The organism is Cupriavidus sp. H39, assembly GCF_050271075.1.
GTDB lineage: Bacteria > Pseudomonadota > Gammaproteobacteria > Burkholderiales > Burkholderiaceae > Cupriavidus > Cupriavidus necator_B.
On sequence record NZ_CP189846.1, the window covers coordinates 2,122,682 to 2,146,489 of the forward strand.

Genomic DNA, 23,808 nt, shown 5'->3' on the forward strand with positions numbered 1-23,808 from the left:
CAGCGCAAACAGCGCGAGGTGGCTTGAAGCAAATGCGATACGTGACTTGCTGCGTGCGTACAGCGAATAGTGGCGTTCAACTATCGCGGCCGGCCATTTCCCAAGCCATTCACCGCCCCGTCTCCATTTTCTCAATCACCCCCACCCGCTGCCCACAATCTCCCGGCACCGCCTTGCACAAGGTCTTGTCATCCACTCCAAGCTTGCGCTGCAAAGCACGAAATTCCCGCAGATAAACCTGCGCCGCCGCCTCGGCCCCAGGCAACGACAAACGCGCCGAACTATTGGCCCCGACCCACGCATAGTAGTAATGCCCGAGCAACCGCGCCGCCGTATCCTTGCGTCCCCGCGGAATCTCACGCGCGACGGCGTCGATGCAGGACCGGTATTCGTCCGCATCGTCATGCATGAATTCCTGGCAAGCCGCCATGGCATGCCGGCTTGCCTGCGTCACGGCTGGTGGCAGTTCCGCGGTGGCGGCCTGGGCAATTCCCGCGCAACCGGCGAGCGCGCAGGCGATCAGGTAGGGATGCATTGGCATTCGGTGCATGGCGTTGATGGCGTTTCAGGTTAGCGCCATGGCGTGACATCCCTGCGTCATGAAGCAGTCACGATGGGCTCATAGAGTGGGCGCCTGCCGCGGCTTCCCAAAGGATGGGCTACATGACACGCAAACGGTATGTCGTCGCGAGCCTGGGTGCGCTCGCTGTTGCAGGCATCGTTGCCGCCTGCGGTTCCGGCAGTGACGAGGGTGCTCCGGCGCCGGTCGGCCCGACACCGGCTGCGGACGCCCCGGTATCGGTCAAGATCATCGGGCTCAATGATTTCCACGGCAACCTGGAAGCGCCCGGCGGCAGCGTGGTGGTGCAGGATGCCGCCAACCCGGCCGGCACCCGCGTTTCCGCGGGCGGTGCCGCGTACCTGGCCTCGCTGATCCAGAGCCTGAAGGCGAAGAATCCGAATAACGTGGTGGTGGCGGCCGGCGACATGGTTGGCGCTTCGCCGCTGGTTTCCGGGGCATTCCATGAGGAGCCGGCCATCGATGTGCTGGGCCAGATGGGCCTGGAGATTTCCTCGGTCGGCAATCATGAGTTCGACAAGGGCCGCGATGAACTGCTGCGGCTGCAGAACGGTGGCTGCTTCCCTAAGTCGGCGGACGGCCGGCGCGGCATTGTCGGCGTGGACACCTGCATGACCGATGGCGCGTACGCCGGGGCGAAATTCCAATATTTGGCGGCCAATGTCATTGACCAGGCGACCGGCAAGCCGCTGTTGCCGGCCTACCGGATCAAGACCTTCGACTGGGCCAAGGTGGCCTTTATCGGCATGACGCTGAAGGACACGCCGTCGGTAGTCACGCCCGCGGGTACCGCGGGCCTGACCTTCGAGGCCGAAGCGGACACGGTCAACCGGCTGATTCCTGAACTGCGGCAGCAGAACGTCAATGCGATTGTCGTGTTGCTCCATGAAGGCGGTTCGACCACGGCGGGCACGGTGAACGACAAGAGCTGCCCCGGACTGAACGGTGCCATCGTGTCGATCGTCGACAAGCTGGATCCCGCCGTCGATATCGTGATCAGCGGCCACACCCACCAGGAATATGTCTGCACCCGGCCTGACGGCAAGCTGCTGACGCAGACGGGTTTCTACGGCCGGCTGGCCTCGGAAATCGATATCACGATCGATCCGGCGACACGCAAGGTCTCCACCAAGGTGGCCAACAACCGTGTCGCGGTCAATGATCTGGTGATCAAGGATAACAACGGCAATCCGATTGCGCTGCCTGCGGGCTATACAGCGCTTGCCAGGGACAGTGCCGTCGATGCGATGGTCAAGCGCTATGTGGAACTAACCGCGCCGGTCAAGAACGCGGTGGTGGGCGCCATCACCGCCACCATCGATCGCGCCCAGACTGCGGCGGGCGAGTCGGCACTGGGCGACCTGGTGGCAGATGCTTACCTGGCCGGCACTTCCGATGCCTCGTTCGGGCCGGCCGTGATTGCGTTCACCAATCCCGGCGGGCTGCGCCAGAACCTGGCGTACGACGCCGCCACCAGTGGCCAGACCACGTTCGGGCAGCTCTATGCCGTGATGCCTTTCGGCAACAGCATGGTGACGATGAACCTGACCGGTGCGCAGATCCTGCGCCTGCTGGAACAGCAGTGGGAAGCGCCGCAGCCGGCAGGCGGCCGGGTGCTGCAGGTTTCCAGCGGCTTCACTTATACCTGGGACGCCAGCAAGCCTGCGGGCGCTGCCGCGGGCCAGGGCAATCGCGTCGATCCGGCTTCGCTCAGGCTTAACGGCGTCGCCATCGACCCGGCCAAGACCTACCGCGTCACGGTGAATAACTTCATGGCGTCGGGCGGCGACAACTTCACGGTGCTGAAGCAGGGCACGAACCAGCAGGCCGGGCCGGTCGACATCGATGTCTTCGAAGCCTACTTCAAGGCGAATTCGCCGGTCAGCCCGCCTCCGGCGAACCGGATCACCCGCCTGAACTGATCCGCGTGCGGGGACGTTCCCCGCCTACGCCTTCGGGTCGGCTGCCGCCAGCCGCATCCAGCTGGCCACGGCGCCGGCGCCGGCAAACGCCGCGCCCAACGCCAGCGCCAGGCCGGGGCCGTGGTCGCCGGCGAGGCCAAAGCACAGCGCCACCAGCGCCGCGCCGGTGGCCTGCCCGATCAGCCGCGCCGTGGCCACCACGCCGCTGGCGCCGCCGCTGCGCTCACGCGGGGCGCTGGTCATCAGGGCCTTGAGGTTGGGCGACTGGAAGAAGCCGAAGCCGGCGCCGCAAATGCACATGCGGATGCCGATATCGAGCGCGCTGGGGTCGGCCGGCAGCAGGGCCAGCGACAGCATGCCGGCACTGAGCACCGCCAGCCCCACGCCGCCGAGCACGGCCGGTGGGTAACGGTCAGACAAGCGCCCGGCCAGAGGCCCGATCAGTGCCACCACCACCGACCATGGCGTCAGCAGGAAGCCGGTTTCCACCTGCCCTCGCCCCAGCACGTGCTGGAAATAGAACGGCAGCGAGACAAAGGCCAGGCCCTGCGCGGCAAAGGAACACACCGCGGTCAGCGTCGACAGCGCAAACATCGGGCGCCGGAACAGGTCCACCGGCAGCATGGGCGCCGGATGGCCGCGCTCGCGCCACAGCAGCAGCGCGAATGCCACCACGAAGATGCCGGCCGCGGCCAGCGACAAATGCAACGGTGCGCGCTGTGCACCCTCTCCCAGCGCAAGGATCAGCGCGGCGAAGGCAATCACGCTGAGCACCGCCGCAACGCGATCGAAGCCATGCGTGCTGCGCGCGGTCTGCGGCAAGGCGCCGCGCCCGATCGCCAGCGCCAGCAGGCCGATCGGCAGGTTCACGGCGAACAGCCACGGCCACGTGCCGAACGACAGGATCACCGACGCCACCGTCGGCCCCACCGCGAATGAAACGCCGACCACCAGCGCATTCAGCCCCAACCCGCGCCCAAGCCGGTGTGTAGGAAAGATGGCGCTGATCAGCGCCGTGTTGACGCTCATGATGGCCGCCGCGCCGATGCCCTGCAGCACCCGCGCCGCCGCCAATGTCGGCAGCGACCACGCCAGCGCGCATACCACCGAAGCCGCAGTGAACAGCAGCACACCGCCCAGGTAGATGCGCCGGTGGCCCAGCACGCCGCCCAGCGCCGCGAACGGCAGCAGCGTCGCCACCATGGCCAGTTGATAGGCATTGATGACCCATACCGAGGCGGCCGGCGTCGCCCGGAGGTCGGCCGCAATCGACGGCAACGCCGTGTTGGCGATGGCGGTATCGAGCGTGGCAAGGGCGACGGCGATGAGGATGGCGGCCATGCCGCGTCGCTCGCGCGAAGTCATGGCGTCGGCCGTGGAGGCGGTCTGGAGGGGGGCTGTACTGGACACTGTCTTTACCGGTTGCCGCCGGGCCGGGTCGGCGGCGCAAGGGCGTCGCGATGGCCGGGCGATCATCAGGCAACACGATACGGGAAAGCCCTTCAACTCGCTGAAGACGCTTTCATATGTATGCACATTACCCCGTGTGAATCACATAGATGATGCCTAACATCTATTGAATAAATGATCATCATCATCTAAGCTTCGGAAAAGCCTGATCCCCAGCGAGGTCTACAAATGGCACGCGCATCCCGTGAGCAAACCGACAAGAACCGCGAGGCGATTGAACAAGTGTCGTCGCGGCTGTTCCGCGAGCGCGGCCTCAACGGCGTTAGCGTGGCAGAGTTGATGGCCGGTGCCGGCCTGACCCACGGCGGCTTCTACGGCCACTTTGCTTCGAAGGATGCACTCGCGGCACAGGCCTGCAAGCGCGCGTTCGAGGAATCGACCGCACGCTGGCAGCGCCGTCTTGCTCGGGCGAACGGCGACCGCAAGGCCATGCTCGCCAATCTCGTTGAGCCCTACCTGACCCCCGCGCATTGCGCCAACCCGGGCGTCGGCTGCGCGGCGGCCGCGCTGGCTGTCGATGTCGCCCGCGAGCCCGCCGGCAAGCCCGTGCGCCAGGCCTATGCGGAGGGGCTGCGCACCATGGTCGATGACCTGGCGCAGACCGTGGCGTCAGACGATCCGCCGCAACGCCACGACGAAGCACTGGTGCGCATGGCCTTGCTGGTCGGCGCGGTCACGCTGGCGCGCGCCACGGAAGGCGACCCGCTTTCCGACGAGATGCTGCACGCGGTGCGGGCCCGCCTGCTCGGCAGCAGCAGCTAGTTCAAAGCTTTCCCCGGAAACAAGACCACACCCGGCCGCCCTGCGCAGCGGGGATGCCCTTCCCTTGCCCTTTTCCATCCCACCCTAAAATCCGGATCACGAGAGCCCCATGTTCGCGCAAGCCCTTTCCCGCCGGCTCGACCGGCGCGGCATCCACTACGCGTGGCTGATTGCCGCACTCACCTTCCTGGTGATGCTTACCACCTCGGCCGCGCTGGGGCTGCCTGGCGCCTTCCTGAAGCCGCTGACCAGGGAGATGGGCTGGAACACCGACCAGATCTCGTCGATCCTGGCGTTCCGCTTCGCGCTGTTCGGGCTGATGGCGCCGTTCTCGGCGCTGCTGATGGATCGCTTCGGCGTGCGCCACGTGGTCTGCGCCGCGCTGGCGCTGATTGCCGGCGGCATGGCGCTGGCCACCGTGTCGACCGAGCTGTGGCAGCTGTTTGTGGCGTGGGGGCTGATGCTGGGCGTCGGCTCCGGGCTGACCGCGCTGGTGCTGGCGGCGGTGGTGGCCAACCGCTGGTTCAGCGCGCGGCGCGGCCTGGTGATCGGCATCCTGACGGCCAGCGCCGCCACCGGGCAGCTGGCGTTCCTGCCGGTGGCTGCCTGGCTGATCGAGCATATGGGCTGGCGCGTGGCCGTGCTGCCGGTGCTGGCGGCCTGTGCCGCATTGGCGCTGCTGGTGTTCGGGCTGATGCGCAACCGGCCGGCCGATGTCGGCCTGGCGGCGTTCGGCGAAGTGCCATCCCATCCCGCCACGCCGCCCGCCGCACCGCCGGCCCCGCCGTTCACGCTGAGCGGGCCTTTCCGCGTGCTGCGCGACGCGGCGCGTACCCAAACCTTCTGGGTGCTGGCGGGCACCTTCTTCATCTGCGGCCTGAGCACCAACGGCCTGATCCAGACGCACTTCATCGCGCTGTGCGGCGACTTCGGCATGGGCCCGGTGCCCGCCGCCTCGGCGCTGGCAATGATGGGCGCATTCGACTTTGTCGGCACCATCCTGTCGGGCTGGCTGTCCGACCGCTACGACAGCCGCAAGCTGCTGTTCTGGTACTACGCCCTGCGCGGCCTGTCGCTGTTCTGGCTGCCGCATTCCACCTTCACGCTGTACGGGCTGTCGATCTTTGCGATGTTCTACGGCCTCGACTGGATCGCCACGGTGCCGCCCACCGTCAAGCTGGCGGCCACCGCTTTCGGACGCGAGCGCGCGCCGATGGTGTTCGGCTGGATCTTCGCGGCGCACCAGATCGGCGCGGCCGTGGCAGCGTTCGGTGCGGGGCTGAGCCGCACGCTGCTACTGACCTATACGCCGGCCCTCTACGCGGCGGGGGCCGCATGCCTGGTGGCGGCGCTGATGGCGTTGATGGTCAGCCGGCCCCGCACGGCCGAGCGGACGGAGCCTGCACCCGCATGATGGCGGGCGCCTTCAGAACTTCGGGATGCGCAGGGTCTTGCTGACCATCAGCGTGCCCGACAGCGCAAACAGCAGCACCAGCGGATGCAGCACCGTGGGCCCAAGCACCCATGCGCCGCCGGGCAGTTCGCCGCCGAGCTGGCCCTGCCATGCGCACCATGTCAGCACGGCGGTCAGCAGCACGCTGGTGGGAATGGGTGTGCCTTCGAAGTAGGCCACCTTGCCGCTGCCGCTACCCGCCGCCAGCGATTCGGCGGTGACGTTGAAGCGCGCCAGCCGGCTGACGCCGCAGCAGACAAAGTAGATCAGTATGGCCAGGTCCCAGCCGCCGCGCATGCCGGCGGCGAAGGCCAGCGTGGCGGGGCCGACGCCGAACGAGATCACGTCGGCCAGCGAGTCCAGCTCGCGCCCCAGCGCGGAATGCGCGTGGCGCCAGCGCGCGATGCGCCCGTCGAGCACGTCGAAGATAAAGGCCAGCGGGGCCAGCGCCGCCGCCGTGTAGAAATGCGAAAGCTGCTGGTCCGCGACGTAAAACATCGCGAAGAACACCGACCCCATGCCGCAGGCCGCGTTGCCGAGCGTGAAGACATCAGCCAGCTGCAGTTCACGCAGCATCGAGAAATGGCGAGGGCGTTCGGGCCGGGTGTTCATGGGGCGCTTACAGGACCTTGGACACGTGGTGCACGTTGGGCGGCGCGGCAAAGGTCTCCGCAACCAGGCCGCGCCATTGCTGGAACTCGGGCGATTCGCGGAACAGGACCATATGGTCGTCGACGGTTTCCCAGTCCACCACCAGCGTGTACTGGTCCGGCTGCTCGATCGAGCGGAACAGTTGCACGCCGTGGCAGCCGTGCGAGCGCAGGAACAGCGGCGTGGCCTGGCTCACGCCTTGCTCGAACTGCTGGTCCATGCCGGGCTTGATGGTGATTTGCGCGATTTCCTTGATCATGACGTGGTAGGCGATGAAGTGGATGCCAGCGCCGGTCGGGTACCGGCGGGTCTTTACTACCTTAGCACGATCGCGGCGTCACATGCCTGCGGCAAGCATTCCGTTACACGCGGGGGTTAGCATCGTTCGACTTGCCACGACCTGCCGAAACCGCCATGCGCCTGACCCTGCCTGATCCCTGGAACGTCCTGAATGCGATGCGTGCCCTGCCTCTGGCTTGCCTGCTGGCCCTGCCGTCCGGCGCGGATGCTGCAACGCAGCCATGCGGCAGCCCAGCAACCGCGCTGGCCGACATCCGCGCCCCCGGGAAGGCCTCGCCGCTTGCGGGACGCATGGTCGAAGTGCAGGCCATCGTCACGGCAGACTTCAGCGGCGACGGCGGCCTGCGCGGGTTCATCCTGCAGACGCCGGACGCGCAACGCGTGCAGCGGCCGGGGGTTTCAGAGGGGCTTTTTGTCTATGCGCCGCGCGCCACGGCAAAAGTCGGCGACATGGTGCGCGTGTCCGGAAAGATCGAGGAAAAATTCGGACAAACGCAGTTGGTGCTGTCTGGCTGGCCGGTGGTGTGCGCGCAGGGCCTGCCCGTCACGCCACAGACGCTGTCGCTGCCTCTCGCCAGTGAAGCGGCGCTGGCTGCGCTGGAAGGCATGATGGTGCGCCTGCCACAGACGCTGACCGTCAGCGATGCGCATGACCTCGGCCGTTACGGCACCCTGGTGCTGAACCACGGGCGCCCCATCGCGCCCACGCAGCAGGCGCTGCCGGGCCAGGCAGCACGGCAGGCCGCGGCGGACAATGCCCGCAACCGGTTATTGATCGACGACGGCTCGTCGCGCCAGTTTCCCGCTGTGGTGCCCTACCCGCCCCCGCGCCTGTCAACGGACCATCCGCTACGCGCCGGCGATACCGTTACCGGGGTGCAGGGCGTGCTGGAGCAGCGCCACGGCCAGTGGCGGCTGCAGCCGTTGCGCGGCGCCGGGGCACCGATCTACCAGCGCGCCAATCCGCGTCCCGCAGCGCCACCGCGGCATCCCGCCACCGAGTTGCGGGTTGCGGCCTTCAACCTGCAGAACTATTTCAATGGCGACGGCCAGGGCGGCGGCCTCGATGCGCCCGGCAACCGCGGCGCGCAGGACGCGGCAGCGCTGGCACGGCAGCAGGCCAAGCTGGTGGCCGCGCTGCGCGGCCTGGACGCCGACGTGATCGGCGTGATGGAAGTCCAGAACAACGGTTACGGCCCGTCCGGCGCCATCCGCCAGCTTGCGGCGATGCTGGGGCCGGACTGGCGCGTGGCGGATGCCGGGACGCCTGCGCTCGGCACCGATGCCATCGCGGTCGGGCTGCTGTATAACGCGCGCACCGCGCTGCCCGCCGGGCGCGTGGCCACAACCTGGCTGGGCGAGCGCAGCCGCCAGCCGCTCGCGGCCACCTTCCGTGCCGCGGCGGGCGGCACGCCGGTGACAGTGGCGGTGAACCATTTCAAGTCCAAGAACTGCGTCGAGGCCACTGGCGCACAGGCCGACCAGCGCGATGGCCAGGGCTGCTGGAACCCGGCGCGGGTGCAGGCCGCCGACACCCTGGCCCGCTGGCTGGGCACCGCGCCGACCGGTGTTTCGGACGCGGGCGTGCTGGTGATCGGCGACCTGAACAGCTACGCGATGGAAGACCCGCTACGCCTGCTGGCGCGGCGCGGCTATGCCGACATGGTCGCGCGGTTTGCCGGGCCGCAGGCCTACAGCTACGTCTACGAGGCCCAGGCGGGATACCTGGACCATGTGCTGGCCGATGCCGCGGCCGCGGCGCATGTCGTGGCCGTCCACGCCTGGCATATCAATGCCGACGAGCCGGCGGCCTTCTCTTATGCCCCGGTCCCTGGCGTCAATGGCACGCCCGCCCTCTATGCGCCCGGCCCCTACCGCTCGTCCGATCATGACCCCCTTGTGGTCGACTTTGCCAGCAGCCCGCGCGCGAGGTAGAGCACCACCAGCAGGTTGGCGGCGGCCAGCCCGCCATGCAGCCAGCTGGGGTGAACAAAGGCCTCGTACAGTTCCAGCGGAATGTAGATGCCGCCGGACCACACGCCGATCCAGTTGCCCCAGGCCAGCCCGCGCCACAGCCCGTAGGCCTCGGCAAAGCGCATCAGCGCATAGATTGCCGCCGACCCGCCAATGGCCCACAGGCGGGCATTGTCGGGATGCTGCAGCAGCGACAGGAAGATAGTGGGATAGCGGCTGGCCGGATTGACATGCCAGCGCTGGATGATGGCCTCGGCCAGCGCCTGGGCATCGCGATGCAGCAGCGCGGCCAGCCCCAGGCCGGCCACGATCACCAGCAGCCCCTTGGCGGCCTCGAACAACGCAATGCCCCTGAGGCCCAGTGCGCCCTGCTTTGCCATGCGGTATCTCCGGTCGATGCAAGAATTGCAAAGCCGGTATTGTGCAACAGCGGCAAAGGCCAGGGCCGGGGCCTGCGCACCGCCAAGCTATCGCTGCAGCTTCTGGTAAGTGCCGATCAGCTCCGCCTTGGCCAGCACGTGACCTTGCATTGCCCGCTCCAGTGCCGCCTTGTCTGGCGTGCCGAGGTCCGGCAACGCCACGTCCAGCGCATAGAGCTTGAAGACGTAGCGGTGCCGGCCGATCGGCGGGCACGGGCCACCGTAGCCGTTGCGGTGCCAGTCATTCAAGCCTTCGCAGGTGCCGGCTGGCAGCCCGGACTTGGCGATATCCGCTGGCAGTGCACCGGCATGGGCCGGCAGGTTGTAGAGCAGCCAGTGGACCCAGGTCATTTTCGGCGCGGCGGGGTCCGGCGCATCGGGGTCGTCGACGATCAGCGCCAGGCTGGCCGTGCCGGGCGGCAGGCCGGTCCAGGCAAGCGGTGGGGAGATATCGGCGCCTTCGCAGGTGTGCTCTGCCGGGATCTCGCTCCCGGGAGCGAATGCGGTGGATTGCAGCTGGAACGGCATACGGGGCCTCGCTGGACGCACGGAGGGATGGCTCCAACTTAGGCCGGATCGGTGCCTGGCGCAAGGCGTCGCGCTATGACGGCGGCTGGGTCTCCAGCAATGCCTTGAGCCGGCGCACGGCTTCGGTGGACTCGGCCTGGACCTGCTCGCGCAGCGTCAGGCGGTTGATCAGCGCAAACAGCAGCGTCGGCGAGCGGTAGCGGAACTCGCGCTCGAAGCGCGTGCGTTCGGCCGATGGTGTCATCCGGTAGATGATGGTGCCGACGCGGTGGCCCGCGGCAACACCCTCGATCACCCACGTGCGCGGCGGCTGGCTTTCGATCACGGTCCAGATCACTACGCCGCCGCGCCGGGCCAGCATGAAGGTCTCGGCCACGCGCTCGCCGCGCCCGAGCGGATGGTCGGTCGCGCCCGCCACCGCCAGCGATGCCGGATGCCACGCGGGCCAGTGGCGCGGCGTTGCAACAAAGTCGAAGACCTGCGCCGCTGGGCGCGCGATCACCACCTCGTCATGGATGGCGGTGCGGTCCAGCCATGGCAGCGGCGCCAGCAGCGCGCCCACGGTGAGCGCGGCGAAGATGAACCCCGAGAGCAGTTTCCTGTGTCGGACAAGCATGGCGGCGGGACAGGACGCAACCGGGGCGCACCCGGGCATCCTGTACGCATGGCGCGATGCTTACAGTGTAGTGACTGCCAGGCCTCGCGCCAGTCCCTTGCGTGGCTCAGCGCGCTACCGGGGCGGCAGCGCCCTGCGGCGCAGGCGCAGGCACCGCAGCGACGGTGGCCGGCAGCGGGCCCCAGCCCCCGCCAAGCCGCCGCACCAGCGACACCGTGGCGGCGGCGCGCAGGCCTGCAACCTGGTTCGCCTCGCGCTGCGACTGCAGCACGGTGCGGTCGGCATCGATCACCGTCAGGTAGTCGACCGCGCCCGCGTCATAGCGGCTGCGCGAGATGCGCGCCGCGCGCTTCGCGCCACCGAGCGCGCTGTCAAGCGCACCGGCCTGCTGGCTGAGCCAGCGCACGTCTGCCAGGCTGTCTTCCACCTCGCGGAAGGCCACCAGCACGGTCTGCCGGTAGCTTGCCACCGTTTCCTCGTGCGCGGCGCGGGCGCCGGCGAGGTTGGCGCTGTTGCGGCCACCGTCGAACACGGTCTGCGCGATGCTGGATCCGATCAGCGGCCCCAGCATCCAGGTGCGCGAAGACCACTTGAACAGGTTCGACAGATCGGCCGATTCAAAGCCGAACAGCCCGGTCAGCGTAATGCGCGGGAAGAACGCCGCCTTGGCCACGCCGATGCGTGCATTGGCCGCGGCCATCTGGCGTTCCGCCGCGGCGATGTCAGGGCGCCGCTCCAGCAGCTCGGACGGCAGCCCGGCGGGAATCGCGATCGGCGCCGCATCGAACGGCCTTGCCGGCAGCGAGAACGCCGCCGGCGGCACGCCGGTCAGCACCGCCAGCGCATGCTCCTGGTTGGCGCGGCGGCGCTCGATGCCGGCCAGGTCGGCGCGCGCGGTGCCAAGTTCGGCTTCGGCGCGGGCCGGATCGAGGTCGGTGGTTTCGCCGGCGTCATAGCGCTTCTTCAGCAGTGATAGCGCATCCTCGCGCAGCTTGATGGTCGCGTTGAGCAGGTCGCGCTCGCTGTCCAGCGTGCGCAGCGCGAAATACGCCTGCGCCACGTCGGCCTGCAGCGCCAGCTGCACCGAGCGGTACAGGTCTTCCGCGGCCTCGCCCTCGGCGCGGGCGGCGTTGACGCTCGACGCCACCCGGCCGAACAGGTCCAGCTCATAGCTGGCGAAGGCGCGGGCCTTCAGCACGGTCTGCGGCGGTACGCGCGTGCCGTCCGGCAAGCCCTGCGAGGCGGCCGACGGCTGCGAGCGGGTCGGGTCCAGCCCCACGCTCAGTTGCGGGTAGAGGTCGGCCTCGGTCGCGCCGGTGAAGGCGCGCGCCTGCTTCAGACGCGCCGCGGCGATGGCAAGATCCTGGTTCGATTCGCCGGCGGCGGCGATCAGGCGATCCAGTTCGGCGTCGCCGAAGATCTTCCACCATTCGCCGCGATGCTGGCCCTCGGCCGGCGTCGCGGTCTTCCATTGCGCGCCTTCGGCCTGGGCGGCCTCGGCTTCCTTAAAGGCCGGCACGGTGGCCGTTTCCGGCACCTTGTAGGTCGGGGCCAGCGAGCAGCCCGCGAGGACTAGCGCGGCGGCCAGCGTCGCCAGCCTGGGCAGCCATTGGCCAGTCGAAAATACGTTCGAAATTGCAGGGGCATTCATGTTGATCACCATTATTCAGCCGATGCAGTCAAGTGCGCGCCTTGTTCTTGCGCGGCCGCGCGGCGCTGGCCGCGCGTGGCAAACAACCGCAGCGCCACATAGAACACCGGCGTCAGGAACAGCCCGAAGAAGGTCACGCCCAGCATGCCCGCGAACACCGCCACGCCCATCGCATGGCGCATCTCGGCGCCGGCGCCGGTGGAGACCACCAGCGGCACCACGCCCATGATGAACGCGAACGAGGTCATCAGGATCGGGCGCAGGCGCAGGCGGCTGGCTTCGATCGCGGCCTGCACCACGGTGCGGCCGTGATGCTCGAGCTCGCGCGCGAACTCGACGATCAGGATCGCGTTCTTCGCGGACAAGCCCACCAGCACGATAAAGCCGATCTGCGTGAAGATGTTGTTGTCGCCACGCGTGAGCCACACCCCGGTCATGGCCGCCAGCAGGCTCATCGGCACGATCAGGATCACCGCCAGCGGCAGCGTCAGGCTCTCGTACTGGGCCGCCAGCACCAGGAACACCAGCAGCACGCACAGCGGGAAGATCCACACCCCCGCATTGCCGGCCAGGATGTCTTGGTAGGTCAGCTCGGTCCATTCAAACTTCATGCCCTTGGGCAGCGTCTCGGCGGCAATGCGCTCGGCCGCGGCCTGCGCCTGGCCCGACGAAAAGCCGGGCGCGGGCCCGCCGTTCATGTCGGCGGCGGTGAAGCCGTTGTAGCGCACCACGCTGTCCGGGCCGAAGCCCTGCTTGACCTGCACCAGCGACGACAGCGGCACCATGTCGCCGGCGGCGTTGCGCGTCTTCAGCTGCAGGATGTCCTCGGCATGGGCGCGGAACGGCGCGTCGGCCTGCACCTTGACCTGGTAAGTCCGGCCAAACTTGTTGAAGTCGTTGACGTACGCCGAGCCCAGGTAGGTCTGCAGCGTGTCGAACACCTCCGTCACCGGCACGCCCAGCTGCTTGGCCTTGACGCGGTCCAGCTTGACGTCGAGCTGCGGCACGTTGACCTGGTAGTTGCTGAAGATGCCGGTCAGCTCGGGCGTAGCGCGCGCCTTGTTAGCGAACGCGTTGGTGGCCTCGAACAGCGCGTCATACCCCAGCGCGGCACGGTCCTCGATCATCAGCTTGAAGCCGCCGATGGTGCCCAGGCCCTGCACGGGCGGCGGCGGGAACACCGCGATAAACGCATCCTGGATCGCGGCGTACTTCTGGTTCAGATCGGCGGCAATGGCTGCGCCCCCGAGTTCTGCGCTCTTGCGGTCCTCGAACGGCTTGAGCGTGGCGAACACGATGCCGGCGCTCGGGCTGTTGGTGAAACCATTGATCGACAGGCCCGGGAAGGCGACGGCCGACTCCACGCCCGGATGCTTGAGCGCGATGTCGCTCATCTTGCGGATCACGTCTTCGGTGCGGTCCAGCGTGGCACCGTCAGGCAGCTTGGCAAAGCTCACCAGATACTGCTTGTCCTGCGCCGGCACGAAACCCTTGGGCACCAGCTGGAACACGCCCCAGGTCAGCACCAGCATCACGGCATAGACGCCGAACACCGAGCCCTTGCGGCGAATCACGCCCTTCACGCCGCGGCCATAGCTCTCGGCGCTGCGGCCGAAGAACCGGTTGAAGCGCTTGAAGAAGCCGCCGAAGACGCGGTCCATCCAGCGCGACAGCCAGTCCTTGGGCGCATCGTGGCTCCTGAGCAGCAGCGCCGACAGCGCCGGCGACAGCGTCAGCGAGTTGAACGCCGAGATGATGGTCGAGATCGAGATGGTCAGCGCAAACTGCTTGTAGAACTGCCCGGTCAGGCCGGTCATGAAGGCGAGCGGCACGAACACGGCAATCAGCGTCAGCGCGATCGCGATGATGGGGCCGCTGACTTCGCGCATGGCCTTGTAGGTGGCCTCCTTCGGCGTCAGCCCTTCTTCGATGTTGCGCTCTACGTTCTCGACCACCACGATCGCGTCGTCGACCACGATGCCGATCGCCAGCACCAGCCCGAACAGCGACAGCGCATTGATCGAGAAGCCGAACGCATGCATCAGCCCAAACGTACCCACGATCGACACCGGCACCGCCAACAGCGGAATGATCGACGCGCGCCAGGTCTGCAGGAACAGGATCACCACCAGCACCACCAGCGCAATCGCCTCGAACAGCGTGTGCGTGACCGCCTCGATCGAGTGGCGCACGAACTGCGTGGGGTCATAGACGATGCTGTAGTCGATGCCGTCCGGGAAGTTCTGCTTGAGCTCTTCCATGGTCTTGCGCACGTCATCCGAAATCTGGATGGCGTTGGAGCCCGGCGCCTGGAAAATGGGGATGGCCACCGCGGGCTTGTTGTCCAGCAGCGAGCGCAGCGCGTATTCCGAGGCGCCCAGCTCGATGCGGGCCACGTCCTTCAGGTACGTGACGGCACCGTCGGCGGAGGTGCGCACGACGATATCGCCGAATTCTTCCACCGTGCTCAGGCGGCCCTGCGCATTGACCGACAACTGCAGGTCAGCGCCCGGCAGCGACGGCGACTGGCCGATCACACCGGCCGCCACCTGCACGTTCTGTTCGCGGATGGCCTTGATCACATCGCTGGTGGCGAGCTGGCGTTCGGCCATCTTCTCGGGGTTGAGCCACACGCGCATGGCGTAGTCGCCCGAGCCGAACAGCTGCACCTGGCCGACGCCCTGCAGGCGCGCCAGGCGGTCCTTGACGTTGATCACCGCGTAGTTGCGCAGGTAGGTCATGTCATAGCGGTCGTTGGGCGAGACCAGGTGGACCACCATGGTCAGGTCCGGCGAGCTCTTGACCGTGGTGATGCCCAGGCGGCGCACGTCCTCAGGCAGGCGCGGTTCGGCCTGCGAGACGCGGTTCTGCACCAGTTGCTGGGCCTTGTCCGGGTCGGTGCCCAGCTTGAAGGTCACGGTCAGCGTGAGCAGGCCGTCGCTGTTGGACTGCGACGACATGTACAGCATGTCCTCGACGCCGTTGATCTGCTCTTCCAGCGGCGACGCCACGGTCTCGGCGATCACCTTCGGGTTGGCGCCCGGATACTGCGCGCGCACCACCACCGACGGCGGCACCACTTCCGGGTACTCCGAGATCGGGAGCTTGAACATCGAGATGGCGCCGATCAGGAAGATCAGCACCGACAGCACCCCCGCGAAGATGGGGCGGTCGATAAAGAATTTTGAGAGATTCATCTTGGTCTCTGCTAAAAGCGCTCCCCTGGCGGCCCGCTTGTGGCGGGCACCATCAACAGCTGGGAGCGATACAAACTAGGGCGCTGGCAAGGCACCACATCAAGCAAGCCAACGGTTTTGGATGCGCCAAAGCCGCCCGAGCTTGTCTGGGCCTTGTACTCCCTCTCCCCTCATGGGGAGAGGGCCGGGGTGAGGGGTGGTTCAGCAAGGAGCCAGGACCAGCGAAGCCAACGGTTTAAACCCACTGGCCTCAGCGTTGGACGCTCCTGCCCTCACCCCTGCCCCTCTCCCGCAAGCGGGAGAGGGAAGCAAACCCTCGGCAAGCTTTCACGGCATTCAACTCACCGGCTTAGCGTCCACCTCACCCTTCTCGCTCGCGGCCTGCTTGCGATCGGGCGCGGTGCCGCGCGGTTCCAGTTCGCTGCGGTACGCCATGGCTACCACCTTGGGCTGCACCGCGTCGCCCGGCCGCACGCGCTGCAGGCCATTGACCACGATGTTCTCGCCCGGCTTCAGCCCCTTGCGGATCACGCGCAGGCCCTCATAGTTGGGCCCGAGTTCGACTTCGCGGTAGACCAGCTTGTTGGCCTTGTCGACCACCAGCACGAACTTCTTGCCCTGGTCGGTGCCGACCGCCCGGTCGTTGACCAGCACCGCCGCATGCGGCGCGCCGCCGCCCATCTTGACCTTGGCATACAGGCCCGGCAGCAGGCGGCCGTCGTCGTTGTCGAACACCGCTCGCACGCGGATGGTGCCGCTGCGGGTATCGAGCCGGTTGTCGACCGACTGGATCTTGCCCTGGTGCGGATGGCCGTCTTCATTGGCCAGGCCCAGGAAGACCGGCAGGTTGGCCTGCCCGCCGCCGGCGCCGGGCGCGTTGTAGCGCAGGTAGCTCTGCTCGTCGATCTCGAAGCTCGCGTAGATCGGCGACACCGACACCACTGTGGTCAGCGGCGGCGTCGCCACGCCGGGCGCCACCAGGTTGCCCACCGTGATCTCGGCGCGCGAGACGCGGCCGGACACCGGCGCAGTAATGCGGGTGTAGGCCAGGTTCAGGCGCGCGGTTTCCAGCTGCGCCTGGGCGGCGCGCACGTTGGCGCTGGTCTCACGCGCGGCGTGGATGCGTTCGTCGAACTCGCGCCGCGAGATGGCGTTGTCATCCAGCAGGCGCTGCGCGCGTTCGCCTTCGCTCTTGGCGTGCCCCGCACGCACTTGCGCCGCCGCAAGCGCGGCTTCGGCGCGGGCCACTTCCGCGGCATAAGGCCGCGGGTCGATGGTGAAGAGCGGATCGCCCTTCTTCACCAGCGCGCCCTCGCGGAAGTGCACGGCATCGATGGTGCCGCCGACGCGCGGGCGGATTTCAACCCGGTCCACCGCTTCCAGGCGGCCGGAGAATTCATCCCACTCGGTAATGGTCTGCCCCACCACCGCGGCCACTTCGATGGCGGGCGCGGGCGGCGGCGTGTTGGCGTGGGCTTCGCCGCTGTGCCACGGGCGCAGGATCGAACCGGCCACGCCGGCACCTAGCACCACGACGATGGCGAGGGCAATCAGGGTACGTCGTTTCTGCTGCTGCATTTCTCAAACTCCTGGATCGGGTTTTCTTCAACCGGAAAAGCAAATGGCCGAACGCCGCCTGCCGGTCCGCGCGGGCGGATCGGAACCATGGTCAAACTGATGGTCGGACTTGGGACCGCATGCGCATGACGGCGCGCGTTGCGATCCTGGCTCTGGCCGAAACAGAGCCGGCTGGCGGTGGTCTGGAGCGGCTCAGCCGGCGGGCTTGGCTCCAGGCCGGCCGGCGTTGGCGCCAGCGCGGCGTTCAGTCAGGATGAGGTAGCGTCGGCCACGGCCAGACATCGCCGCAGGAACCGCGCCCCTTCGTCGACCCATGCCTGACAGCCGTCATGGGTCTCTTCCACGCCGTCGCCGCAGGCGCCGGGCATGATCATGGCCTGGGCCGGCACGCCGGCCTTGCTCAGGCGCCCGGCGAAGGCTTCGCCTTCGGCACGCAGCGCGTCGTATTCCGCCACCTGCACCAGCGTGGGCGGCAGCCCGGCCAGGCGCGAGGCCAGTGCCGGGGCGGCATACGGATGTACCGTATCGGCCGGCGTCGGCAGGTAGTCGCGATAGTTGTCGGCCAGCCGGCGCAGCGTTTCCATTGGCACCGTGCCGCCGTCAAAGCCCGCGCAGGAGGCATGCTGCAGGCACGGGTCGGTCACCGGGCGGATCAGCCACTGGCCGCGCGGCTGGGCGGTGCCGCGGTCGCGCAGCATCTGCGCCAGCGCAATCGCCAGGTTGCCGCCGGCTTCCTCGCCCACCAGCGCAAAGCGGGTCTTGTCCAGCTTCAGGCGCCGGGCATTGCGCAGCACCCATTGCACCGTGCTGTGCGCATCCTCGGGCGCTGCCGGGAACGGGTGGTCCGGCGCCAGCGAGTAGGCCGGCGTCACCACCACCGCGGGCACCGTGGTGGCCAGCCCCTGCACCAACTGGCAGGCGTGCTCCAGGTTGCCTTCGACGAAGCCGCCGGCATGCAGGTACACCAGCCAGGGCAGCAGCGCGGCGCTGTCGGCACCCGGCGCCACGTGGCTGGCCGGGTAACCGGGCGGATAGCACACCCGCACCAGGATTTCGCGGCCATCGCTGGTCACCGTGTGCTCGGCCACGCGCGCCTGTCCCGGGCCGGCTGCCGCGGGGGCAGTGGCGGCGCTGGCGGCTGCGGAGCGTTGGCCTGGCTTCTGTGACATGGCATCGGCGCACGGCAAAGACAATGCGCTTGAGTGTTGCGATGCAACGGATTATGGTGATTGACGAGGATGGGATAAAGCGAGAGATCGCCAATGCACTGTTCCGGGATTGGAATAATCGCAAAGCGCCCTGTCATGTGTCGGTAAACCGAAATCCCCACGCATGACAAGGTCTTGGATTTTGTGATTCACTCCCGCTCTCGGCACGCGCGGCGGTTTGGCCAGGCCGTTGCGCGCCCGGCCCGTCGGCACAACGCCCGCGGCGCCGGACGCCTGACTGAAACCCATGCCGGCATCGCGCCCAGCCAGCGCGCATCTCGTGCCAGCAGCCGGCAGACTCCCATCACCACAACAAGACAGGCCGCGTGCGCCACGAGCGCAGGCGGCACGCCGTTCGGATCTATCGTCGGAACTCATCATGGACCGTCTCGTATCAATGCAGGCATTCACCCGGGTCGTCGACGTCGGCAGCTTTGCGCGTGCCGCCGAGTCGATGGACTTGCCCAAGGCCACGCTGACCCGCCTGATCCAGAACCTGGAAACCCACCTCGGCGTGAAGCTGCTGCACCGGACCACGCGCCGCATCAGCGTGACCAACGACGGCGCCGCCTACTACGAGCGTTGCGTGCGCATCCTGGCCGATGTCGAGGAAGCCGAGCAGTCTCTGACGCGCCAGAACAATTCGCCGCGCGGCACGCTGTCGGTCGATACCACCGCCGGGCTGGCGCAACTGGTACTGGTGCCCCACCTGCATGAGTTCTTCCAGGCCTATCCGGACCTGAAGCTGGAGCTAACCATCAACGGCAAGCCGATCGACCTGCTGCAGGAAGGCGTCGACGTGGTGCTGCGCGTCGGCATACCGCTGGACGAAGCCATGGTGGCCCGCCGCATCGGCCACGTGCAGCTGGCGTTCTACGCGTCGCCCATCTATCTGAACCGCAACGGCACGCCGCGTGACCTGGCCGAGCTGGCGCAGCACAAGGCGGTCAATTTCCTGTCCAACCGCAACGGCCGCGAAATGCCCTGGCCGCTGGCCCGCGGCATGGAGCGCAGCGAGGTGCTGCTGCCCTCCGCCATTTCCACCAACGACGCCGATGTCTACCTGGGCTGCGCGCTGGAAGGCCACGGCATCGCCCGCATCTCGCGCGCCATGGCCGAGCCTTACGTGGCCAGTGGCCGGCTGGTGGAAATCCTGGCCGACTGGCAGACCGACGAACTGCCGATCTCGGCGATGTATCCGCAGAACCGGCACCTGTCGGCCAAGGTGCGGGTATTCGTCAACTGGGCCGCGGAACTGTTTTCGCGCCATCCGCATTTTGGTGCGGCACGGCAGCCGCTGGCGGCAGCGGCCTGAACCGTGCCGCGCGCTGGCGCGATCCGCCAGCGGCGCGTATCCCCGGCCGCATGTAGGACAAAACCGGAAATCGGTTCGGCGGGCGCCGACCTATACTGTTTCATCCGAAATCACGACAAGAAGAGGATTCCGATGAAACAAGTGCTTCCCCCCCTGGCGGCCTGCATTGCCGCAACCGTTGCACTGGCCGGCTGCGCCGGCTCCGGCATGCCCTCGTCGTCGACAGCCCAGCCGTCCGCCACCGGTGCCAGCAGCGGCGCCCGTGCCTCGGCCACGCTGCAGCCCAAGAGCGGCGCCAACACCGCCGGCACCGTGACCTTCCAGCAGCAGCCGGGCGGCGTGATGATGACCGCCGCGATTACCGGGCTGCCGCCCAATTCGGTTCACGGCTTCCACGTCCATGAAAAGGGCGACTGTTCCGCGCCCGACGCGATGAGCGCCGGCGGCCATTTCAACCCGACCGGCCAGCCGCATGGGCAGATGACCATGCCCGACCACCATGCCGGCGACATGAACAACGTGACCGCCGATGCCAACGGCAACGTGCGCATCAGCATGCTGCTGCCGTCGCTGTCGGTGGGCACCGGCGCCAACAGCGTGATCGGCCGGGCAGTGGTGGTGCACAAGGATCCGGACGACTACAAGACGCAGCCCACCGGCAATGCCGGCGGCCGCATTGCGTGCGGAGTCGTGGCGGCTTCCTGATCGCCGCGCGGTGCTTATGTGTTCGCCCGGCGCGGGGTTGCGCACGCGGTGGCAGTCCGGCGCCCGGCCGAAAACGCGACGCGCCCGGCGCGGCATGGCAACATGGCGGCATTGCCGCCACCACGTGGCCCGGCCACCGGGCCGCCATGACCTCCAATGCCATTGCCGACAGACGCCGCGTTCGTTTCCCACCGTCGCCTGCGCGCCAATTCGCTGCTGCTGTGCTGCGCTGCCCTGCTCGGGGGTTGCGCCTTGCCGCCGCTGGACCACCGCACCGAATCCTTCGCGCTGACGAGCGCCGAATCCCAGGCCACGCCGCTGGGCCAGGCGGTGGCCGGCGAAGTGGCGCGCCACCCGGGGCTGAGCGGCATCCATCCGCTGGAAAACGCCTACGCCGCCTTTGCCGCGCGCGTGCAGCTGGCGCGCACCGCGCAGCGCACGCTCGACGTGCAGTACTACATCTGGCGCGATGACCTGACCGGCACGCTGCTGCTGGAAGCGTTGCATGAAGCCGCCGAGCGCGGCGTGCGCGTGCGCCTGCTGCTCGACGACAACGGCATTGCCGGCATGGACGAACGGCTGGCCGCAATGGACGCGCACCCGCATGTCGAAGTGCGGATCTTCAATCCGTTCGTGATCCGGCACCCCAAGGCGCTCAATTTCCTGACGGATTTCCGCCGCCTGAACCGGCGCATGCACAACAAGTCGTTCACCGCCGACGGCGTTGCCACCATCATCGGCGGGCGCAATGTCGGCGACGAATACTTCGGCGCCACCGACGGCGTGCTGTTTGCTGACCTCGACGTGATTGCGGTTGGCCCCGCGGCCGGCGACGTGGCGCAGGATTTCGACCGCTACTGGTCCAGCGCCTCGGCCTACCCGGTCGACCGGCTGGTGCCACCGGTGAGCGCGGAACGCCTGCAGGCGCTGGTGGGCCATGCCCGCGCGGTTGAGCGCAACCCGGCCGCGGCGGCCTACCTGGCGGCGGTGCGCGAACTGCCGGACGTGCAGCGAATGCTGGACGGTACGCTGCAGTTCCAGTGGGCCGCCACGCGCATGGTCAGCGACAATCCCGGCAAGGCGCTGGGCGAAGCCTCGCGCAGCACGCTGGTGGCGCACCAGTTGCGCGAAATCCTGGGCGAGCCGCAGCGAGAGCTCGACCTGGTCTCGCCCTACTTTGTACCGTCGACCGGCGGCACCTCCTATTTCGCCGACATGGCCAGGCGCGGTGTCGCGGTACGCGTGCTGACCAATGCGCTGGAGGCCACCGACGTGGCCGCCGTGCATTCGGGCTATGCCAAGCGGCGCAAGGCCTTGCTCGAGGCTGGCGTGGACCTGTACGAACTGCGGCGCTCGGCCACGCCCCGCAAGAAGGAAGAGCGCGCCGGACCGTTCGGCAGTTCGGGCTCAAGCCTGCACGCCAAGACCTTCGCGGTCGACGGCAACCGGGTCTTCGTGGGGTCGTTCAACTTCGATCCGCGCTCGGCCAAGCTCAACACTGAGCTGGGCTTCATCATCGACAGCCCGGCGCTGGCGGGCCGGATCGAATCCACCTTTGCCAGCGTGATCCCGCTCGCGGCTTACCAGGTCAGGCTGGACGAAACCGGGCAGATGTACTGGCTGGAACGGCGCGGCGACGAAATCATCCGCCATGACACCGAGCCGAATACCAGCTGGTGGCGCCGGCTTGGCATCTGGTTCCTGTCGATCCTGCCGATCGAATCGATGCTGTAGGCGCGCGGCCGCTCAGATCTGGTCGATTAGGCTGCGCACCACGTCGGCCAGCCGGCCGGCGCGCTGGCGCCCCTTCGCGTCGAGCGCCATGCCGCTGCCGCCGGCCAGTGCCTTCAGGCCGAACAGCGCATCGCCCACGTCGCGCCAGGCCGGGAAATCGGCATGGATCTTCTCCAGGGCGGCTGCGCCTGCCGCCACCTGCGCGGGCGCCGGCGTGTTGCCCGCCGCCAGGTCTTCCAGCGCCGTGGCGGCATCGACCAGGCCTTTGCGATTCATCTGCTGTCTCCCCAGAATCTCTTTTGTCATGGCCGCCTGCGGTGGCGGCCATGACACTGTAGCAGGGCCGCAGAGGGCCTTTGGCGGATATGGGGAAAGCCCGGATGCGGACGCTCAGTCGCGACCGCTCAATTCCGGCCGATATCCTGCAGCATCCGCGTCATCAGGTACAGGCGCGGCACGATCGAGTCCAGTTCGACATACTCGTCGCGCGCGTGATAGCCGAAGCCCGCCAGGCCGAAGCTCTCGACCACCGCGGGCTTGCCCGAGCGGGCGGCATAGCCGGCGTCGGTGGCGCCGCCGGTACCTTCGGCCAGCGCCAGCGTGCGGCCGTCCAGTTCGGCATAGATTTCCTGCGCGCGCTTGGCGAGGGCGCGGCCGCGCGCGTCGGCCGCGAACGGCGGGCGGCCCTCTTCCATCGTCACCGTGGTCTGCGTGTCCGGCACCAGCTGGCTGGACTTGACCTTGTCCTGCAGCGCCACCTTCAGTTTCTCGGCGGCACCGGCTGCCGTGGTGCGCACGTCGCCGTAGGCGACCGCGCTTTCCGGGATCTGGTTGCGCACCGTGCCGGCCTGTGCCTGGGTCCAGTTCAGTTGCGAGCCTGGCACCTGGCTGGCCGTGTCGCGCGTCTGCTGCAACTGGTGGGCGAGTTCGAGCAGCGCATTGCGGCCGCGTTCCGGCGCGGCGCCGGCGTGGGCGGCGCGGCCCTTGACCTGCATGGTGGCGGTGGCGGTGCCGGAGGCGCCCAGCAGCAGCGCCTCGGCCTTGACCACATCCTTGGCCGCGGTGGGCTCGCACGACAGCACCACGTCATGCTGCGCGGCCAGTGTGGCGATGGTTTCGCCGGAACCGACGGAGCCGACTTCCTCGTCCGGATTGAACAGCACCGTGATCTGCGCGTAGTCGCGCCAGCCCTGCTGCTTCAGGATCTCCAGCGAATGCAGGATCACGGCGATGCCGCCCTTGTCATCGGCGATGCCCGGGCCATAGAGCCGGTTGCCTTCCTCGCGGATCGGCTGCGTCGCCAGCGTGTTGTCGGGGTACACAGTGTCGAGGTGGGCAATCAGCATGACGCGGCGCTTGCCGGTGCCGGTGAAGGTGGCCTTGACCATGGTGCCCGGGCCCTTGGTCACGGGCAGGCGCTCGACCTTTGCGCCCAGCGCCTGCAGGCGCTTCTCGGTATAGCTGGCCATCTGCGCCAGCCCCTTGGCATTAGCGCTGCCGGATTCGATCGACACCATCTCCTTGAGCGACTGCACTAGCTTGGGCTGGGCGGCCTGCGCGGCGGACAGCAGCGCGGCGTCTGGCTGCGCGGCGCTGGCCAGGGTGCCGGCCCCGGCAAGCGTCAGGGCAGCAGCAACGGCAACGTGGCGAACGGAAAACGGCATGGAATCTCCTCGGTATGGTCTTGTTGGCAGTGCCGCGGGTCTAGCCGTTCGCCGCGGCACAACGGCAAGATGCTAGTCCTT

General features: G+C 68.0%; 20 protein-coding genes. 7 read left to right on the forward strand and 13 right to left on the reverse strand.

Going from position 1 to position 23,808, the window contains the following annotated elements; translation table 11 throughout:
* Positions 1 to 109: 109 nt before the first annotated feature.
* Positions 110 to 535, reverse strand: a complete 426-nt coding sequence (locus ACOCMH_RS10000) for a hypothetical protein (RefSeq protein ID WP_427306826.1) — start codon at positions 533 to 535, stop codon at positions 110 to 112.
* Between the two features lie 128 nt (positions 536 to 663).
* On the opposite strand from ACOCMH_RS10000, the gene ACOCMH_RS10005 reads away from it, so the two are divergent.
* Positions 664 to 2,502 (forward strand): bifunctional metallophosphatase/5'-nucleotidase, encoded by a 1,839-nt coding sequence (locus tag ACOCMH_RS10005; RefSeq protein ID WP_427306827.1) that lies wholly within the window; start codon positions 664 to 666, stop codon positions 2,500 to 2,502.
* A 24-nt stretch (positions 2,503 to 2,526) separates the two neighbouring features.
* Here ACOCMH_RS10005 and ACOCMH_RS10010 read toward each other — a convergent pair whose 3' ends face one another.
* Positions 2,527 to 3,867: an MFS transporter gene (locus tag ACOCMH_RS10010; protein ID WP_427308421.1), complete on the reverse strand. Its 1,341-nt coding sequence runs from the start codon at positions 3,865 to 3,867 to the stop codon at positions 2,527 to 2,529.
* A 273-nt stretch (positions 3,868 to 4,140) separates the two neighbouring features.
* Here ACOCMH_RS10010 and ACOCMH_RS10015 point away from each other — a divergent pair, with 273 nt between their 5' ends.
* Together ACOCMH_RS10015 and ACOCMH_RS10020 are read left to right on the forward strand one after the other, a co-directional pair.
* Positions 4,141 to 4,734 (forward strand): TetR/AcrR family transcriptional regulator, encoded by a 594-nt coding sequence (locus tag ACOCMH_RS10015; protein ID WP_427306828.1) that lies wholly within the window; start codon positions 4,141 to 4,143, stop codon positions 4,732 to 4,734.
* A gap of 109 nt (positions 4,735 to 4,843) precedes the next feature.
* Positions 4,844 to 6,148: an MFS transporter gene (locus ACOCMH_RS10020; protein WP_427306829.1), complete on the forward strand. Its 1,305-nt coding sequence runs from the start codon at positions 4,844 to 4,846 to the stop codon at positions 6,146 to 6,148.
* A 12-nt stretch (positions 6,149 to 6,160) separates the two neighbouring features.
* On the opposite strand, the gene ACOCMH_RS10025 is transcribed toward ACOCMH_RS10020, so the two are convergent.
* Both ACOCMH_RS10025 and ACOCMH_RS10030 read right to left on the reverse strand, forming a co-directional pair.
* On the reverse strand, positions 6,161 to 6,799 hold the full coding sequence (locus tag ACOCMH_RS10025) for a CDP-alcohol phosphatidyltransferase family protein (protein ID WP_427306830.1): 639 nt from the start codon (positions 6,797 to 6,799) through the stop codon (positions 6,161 to 6,163).
* A gap of 7 nt (positions 6,800 to 6,806) precedes the next feature.
* A complete protein-coding gene (locus tag ACOCMH_RS10030) occupies positions 6,807 to 7,097 on the reverse strand; it encodes an antibiotic biosynthesis monooxygenase family protein (protein ID WP_306847721.1) in 291 nt (96 codons plus the stop codon).
* Between the two features lie 155 nt (positions 7,098 to 7,252).
* On the opposite strand from ACOCMH_RS10030, the gene ACOCMH_RS10035 reads away from it, so the two are divergent.
* The gene (locus tag ACOCMH_RS10035; protein ID WP_427306831.1) at positions 7,253 to 9,073 is read left to right on the forward strand and encodes an ExeM/NucH family extracellular endonuclease; all 1,821 of its coding nucleotides are present in this window, start codon (positions 7,253 to 7,255) and stop codon (positions 9,071 to 9,073) included.
* Here the strand turns inward: ACOCMH_RS10035 and ACOCMH_RS10040 are convergent.
* The 7 genes from ACOCMH_RS10040 to ACOCMH_RS10070 all read right to left on the reverse strand — a co-directional run bounded on the left by ACOCMH_RS10040 (position 9,025) and on the right by ACOCMH_RS10070 (position 18,270).
* Positions 9,025 to 9,492 carry a DUF2127 domain-containing protein gene (locus ACOCMH_RS10040; protein WP_427306832.1) on the reverse strand — a complete coding sequence of 156 codons (468 nt, stop codon included), beginning with the start codon at positions 9,490 to 9,492 and terminating at the stop codon, positions 9,025 to 9,027. The genes ACOCMH_RS10035 and ACOCMH_RS10040 overlap by 49 nt on opposite strands.
* Before the next feature lie 87 nt (positions 9,493 to 9,579).
* On the reverse strand, positions 9,580 to 10,059 hold the full coding sequence (locus ACOCMH_RS10045; protein ID WP_427306833.1) for a YbhB/YbcL family Raf kinase inhibitor-like protein: 480 nt from the start codon (positions 10,057 to 10,059) through the stop codon (positions 9,580 to 9,582).
* A gap of 73 nt (positions 10,060 to 10,132) precedes the next feature.
* Entirely contained in the window at positions 10,133 to 10,675 is a 543-nt protein-coding gene (locus ACOCMH_RS10050) for an SRPBCC family protein (RefSeq protein WP_427306834.1), read from the reverse strand.
* 106 nt (positions 10,676 to 10,781) lie between these two features.
* Entirely contained in the window at positions 10,782 to 12,326 is a 1,545-nt protein-coding gene (locus ACOCMH_RS10055) for an efflux transporter outer membrane subunit (protein ID WP_427306835.1), read from the reverse strand.
* An 11-nt stretch (positions 12,327 to 12,337) separates the two neighbouring features.
* On the reverse strand, positions 12,338 to 15,523 hold the full coding sequence (locus ACOCMH_RS10060) for an efflux RND transporter permease subunit (protein ID WP_427306836.1): 3,186 nt from the start codon (positions 15,521 to 15,523) through the stop codon (positions 12,338 to 12,340).
* Positions 15,524 to 15,859: 336 nt separating this feature from the next.
* Positions 15,860 to 17,101 carry an efflux RND transporter periplasmic adaptor subunit gene (locus tag ACOCMH_RS10065; protein WP_427306837.1) on the reverse strand — a complete coding sequence of 414 codons (1,242 nt, stop codon included), beginning with the start codon at positions 17,099 to 17,101 and terminating at the stop codon, positions 15,860 to 15,862.
* Positions 17,102 to 17,349: 248 nt separating this feature from the next.
* Entirely contained in the window at positions 17,350 to 18,270 is a 921-nt protein-coding gene (locus ACOCMH_RS10070) for an alpha/beta hydrolase (RefSeq protein ID WP_427306838.1), read from the reverse strand.
* Positions 18,271 to 18,688: 418 nt separating this feature from the next.
* Here ACOCMH_RS10070 and ACOCMH_RS10075 point away from each other — a divergent pair, with 418 nt between their 5' ends.
* The 3 genes from ACOCMH_RS10075 to ACOCMH_RS10085 all read left to right on the forward strand — a co-directional run bounded on the left by ACOCMH_RS10075 (position 18,689) and on the right by ACOCMH_RS10085 (position 22,063).
* Complete coding sequence (locus ACOCMH_RS10075) at positions 18,689 to 19,624, forward strand: LysR family transcriptional regulator (protein WP_427306839.1); 936 nt, start codon at positions 18,689 to 18,691, stop codon at positions 19,622 to 19,624.
* Between the two features lie 132 nt (positions 19,625 to 19,756).
* A complete protein-coding gene (locus tag ACOCMH_RS10080; RefSeq protein ID WP_427306840.1) occupies positions 19,757 to 20,329 on the forward strand; it encodes a superoxide dismutase family protein in 573 nt (190 codons plus the stop codon).
* 156 nt (positions 20,330 to 20,485) lie between these two features.
* Entirely contained in the window at positions 20,486 to 22,063 is a 1,578-nt protein-coding gene (locus ACOCMH_RS10085) for a phospholipase D family protein (RefSeq protein WP_427306841.1), read from the forward strand.
* A gap of 12 nt (positions 22,064 to 22,075) precedes the next feature.
* Here the strand turns inward: ACOCMH_RS10085 and ACOCMH_RS10090 are convergent, their stop codons facing one another.
* The gene (locus tag ACOCMH_RS10090; RefSeq protein ID WP_171513279.1) at positions 22,076 to 22,339 is read right to left on the reverse strand and encodes a hypothetical protein; all 264 of its coding nucleotides are present in this window, start codon (positions 22,337 to 22,339) and stop codon (positions 22,076 to 22,078) included.
* A gap of 128 nt (positions 22,340 to 22,467) precedes the next feature.
* On the reverse strand, positions 22,468 to 23,727 hold the full coding sequence (locus ACOCMH_RS10095; protein ID WP_427306842.1) for a M20/M25/M40 family metallo-hydrolase: 1,260 nt from the start codon (positions 23,725 to 23,727) through the stop codon (positions 22,468 to 22,470).
* Positions 23,728 to 23,808: the final 81 nt, after the last annotated feature.

Excerpts from the sequence above, each read along its gene's own strand:
- ACOCMH_RS10085 (WP_427306841.1), top strand. The coding sequence starts at position 20,486 with ATGCCATTGCCGACAGACGCCGCGTTCGTTTCCCACCGTCGCCTGCGC.
- ACOCMH_RS10025 (WP_427306830.1), bottom strand. The coding sequence starts at position 6,799 with ATGAACACCCGGCCCGAACGCCCTCGCCATTTCTCGATGCTGCGTGAA.
- ACOCMH_RS10045 (WP_427306833.1), bottom strand. The coding sequence starts at position 10,059 with ATGCCGTTCCAGCTGCAATCCACCGCATTCGCTCCCGGGAGCGAGATC.
- ACOCMH_RS10020 (WP_427306829.1), top strand. The coding sequence starts at position 4,844 with ATGTTCGCGCAAGCCCTTTCCCGCCGGCTCGACCGGCGCGGCATCCAC.
- ACOCMH_RS10065 (WP_427306837.1), bottom strand. The coding sequence starts at position 17,101 with ATGCAGCAGCAGAAACGACGTACCCTGATTGCCCTCGCCATCGTCGTG.
- ACOCMH_RS10040 (WP_427306832.1), bottom strand. The coding sequence starts at position 9,492 with ATGGCAAAGCAGGGCGCACTGGGCCTCAGGGGCATTGCGTTGTTCGAG.
- ACOCMH_RS10070 (WP_427306838.1), bottom strand. The coding sequence starts at position 18,270 with ATGTCACAGAAGCCAGGCCAACGCTCCGCAGCCGCCAGCGCCGCCACT.
- ACOCMH_RS10050 (WP_427306834.1), bottom strand. The coding sequence starts at position 10,675 with ATGCTTGTCCGACACAGGAAACTGCTCTCGGGGTTCATCTTCGCCGCG.
- ACOCMH_RS10035 (WP_427306831.1), top strand. The coding sequence starts at position 7,253 with ATGCGCCTGACCCTGCCTGATCCCTGGAACGTCCTGAATGCGATGCGT.
- ACOCMH_RS10000 (WP_427306826.1), bottom strand. The coding sequence starts at position 535 with ATGCATCCCTACCTGATCGCCTGCGCGCTCGCCGGTTGCGCGGGAATT.
- ACOCMH_RS10015 (WP_427306828.1), top strand. The coding sequence starts at position 4,141 with ATGGCACGCGCATCCCGTGAGCAAACCGACAAGAACCGCGAGGCGATT.
- ACOCMH_RS10095 (WP_427306842.1), bottom strand. The coding sequence starts at position 23,727 with ATGCCGTTTTCCGTTCGCCACGTTGCCGTTGCTGCTGCCCTGACGCTT.
- ACOCMH_RS10075 (WP_427306839.1), top strand. The coding sequence starts at position 18,689 with ATGGACCGTCTCGTATCAATGCAGGCATTCACCCGGGTCGTCGACGTC.
- ACOCMH_RS10080 (WP_427306840.1), top strand. The coding sequence starts at position 19,757 with ATGAAACAAGTGCTTCCCCCCCTGGCGGCCTGCATTGCCGCAACCGTT.
- ACOCMH_RS10090 (WP_171513279.1), bottom strand. The coding sequence starts at position 22,339 with ATGAATCGCAAAGGCCTGGTCGATGCCGCCACGGCGCTGGAAGACCTG.
- ACOCMH_RS10060 (WP_427306836.1), bottom strand. The coding sequence starts at position 15,523 with ATGAATCTCTCAAAATTCTTTATCGACCGCCCCATCTTCGCGGGGGTG.
- ACOCMH_RS10055 (WP_427306835.1), bottom strand. The coding sequence starts at position 12,326 with ATGAATGCCCCTGCAATTTCGAACGTATTTTCGACTGGCCAATGGCTG.
- ACOCMH_RS10010 (WP_427308421.1), bottom strand. The coding sequence starts at position 3,867 with ATGACTTCGCGCGAGCGACGCGGCATGGCCGCCATCCTCATCGCCGTC.
- ACOCMH_RS10005 (WP_427306827.1), top strand. The coding sequence starts at position 664 with ATGACACGCAAACGGTATGTCGTCGCGAGCCTGGGTGCGCTCGCTGTT.
- ACOCMH_RS10030 (WP_306847721.1), bottom strand. The coding sequence starts at position 7,097 with ATGATCAAGGAAATCGCGCAAATCACCATCAAGCCCGGCATGGACCAG.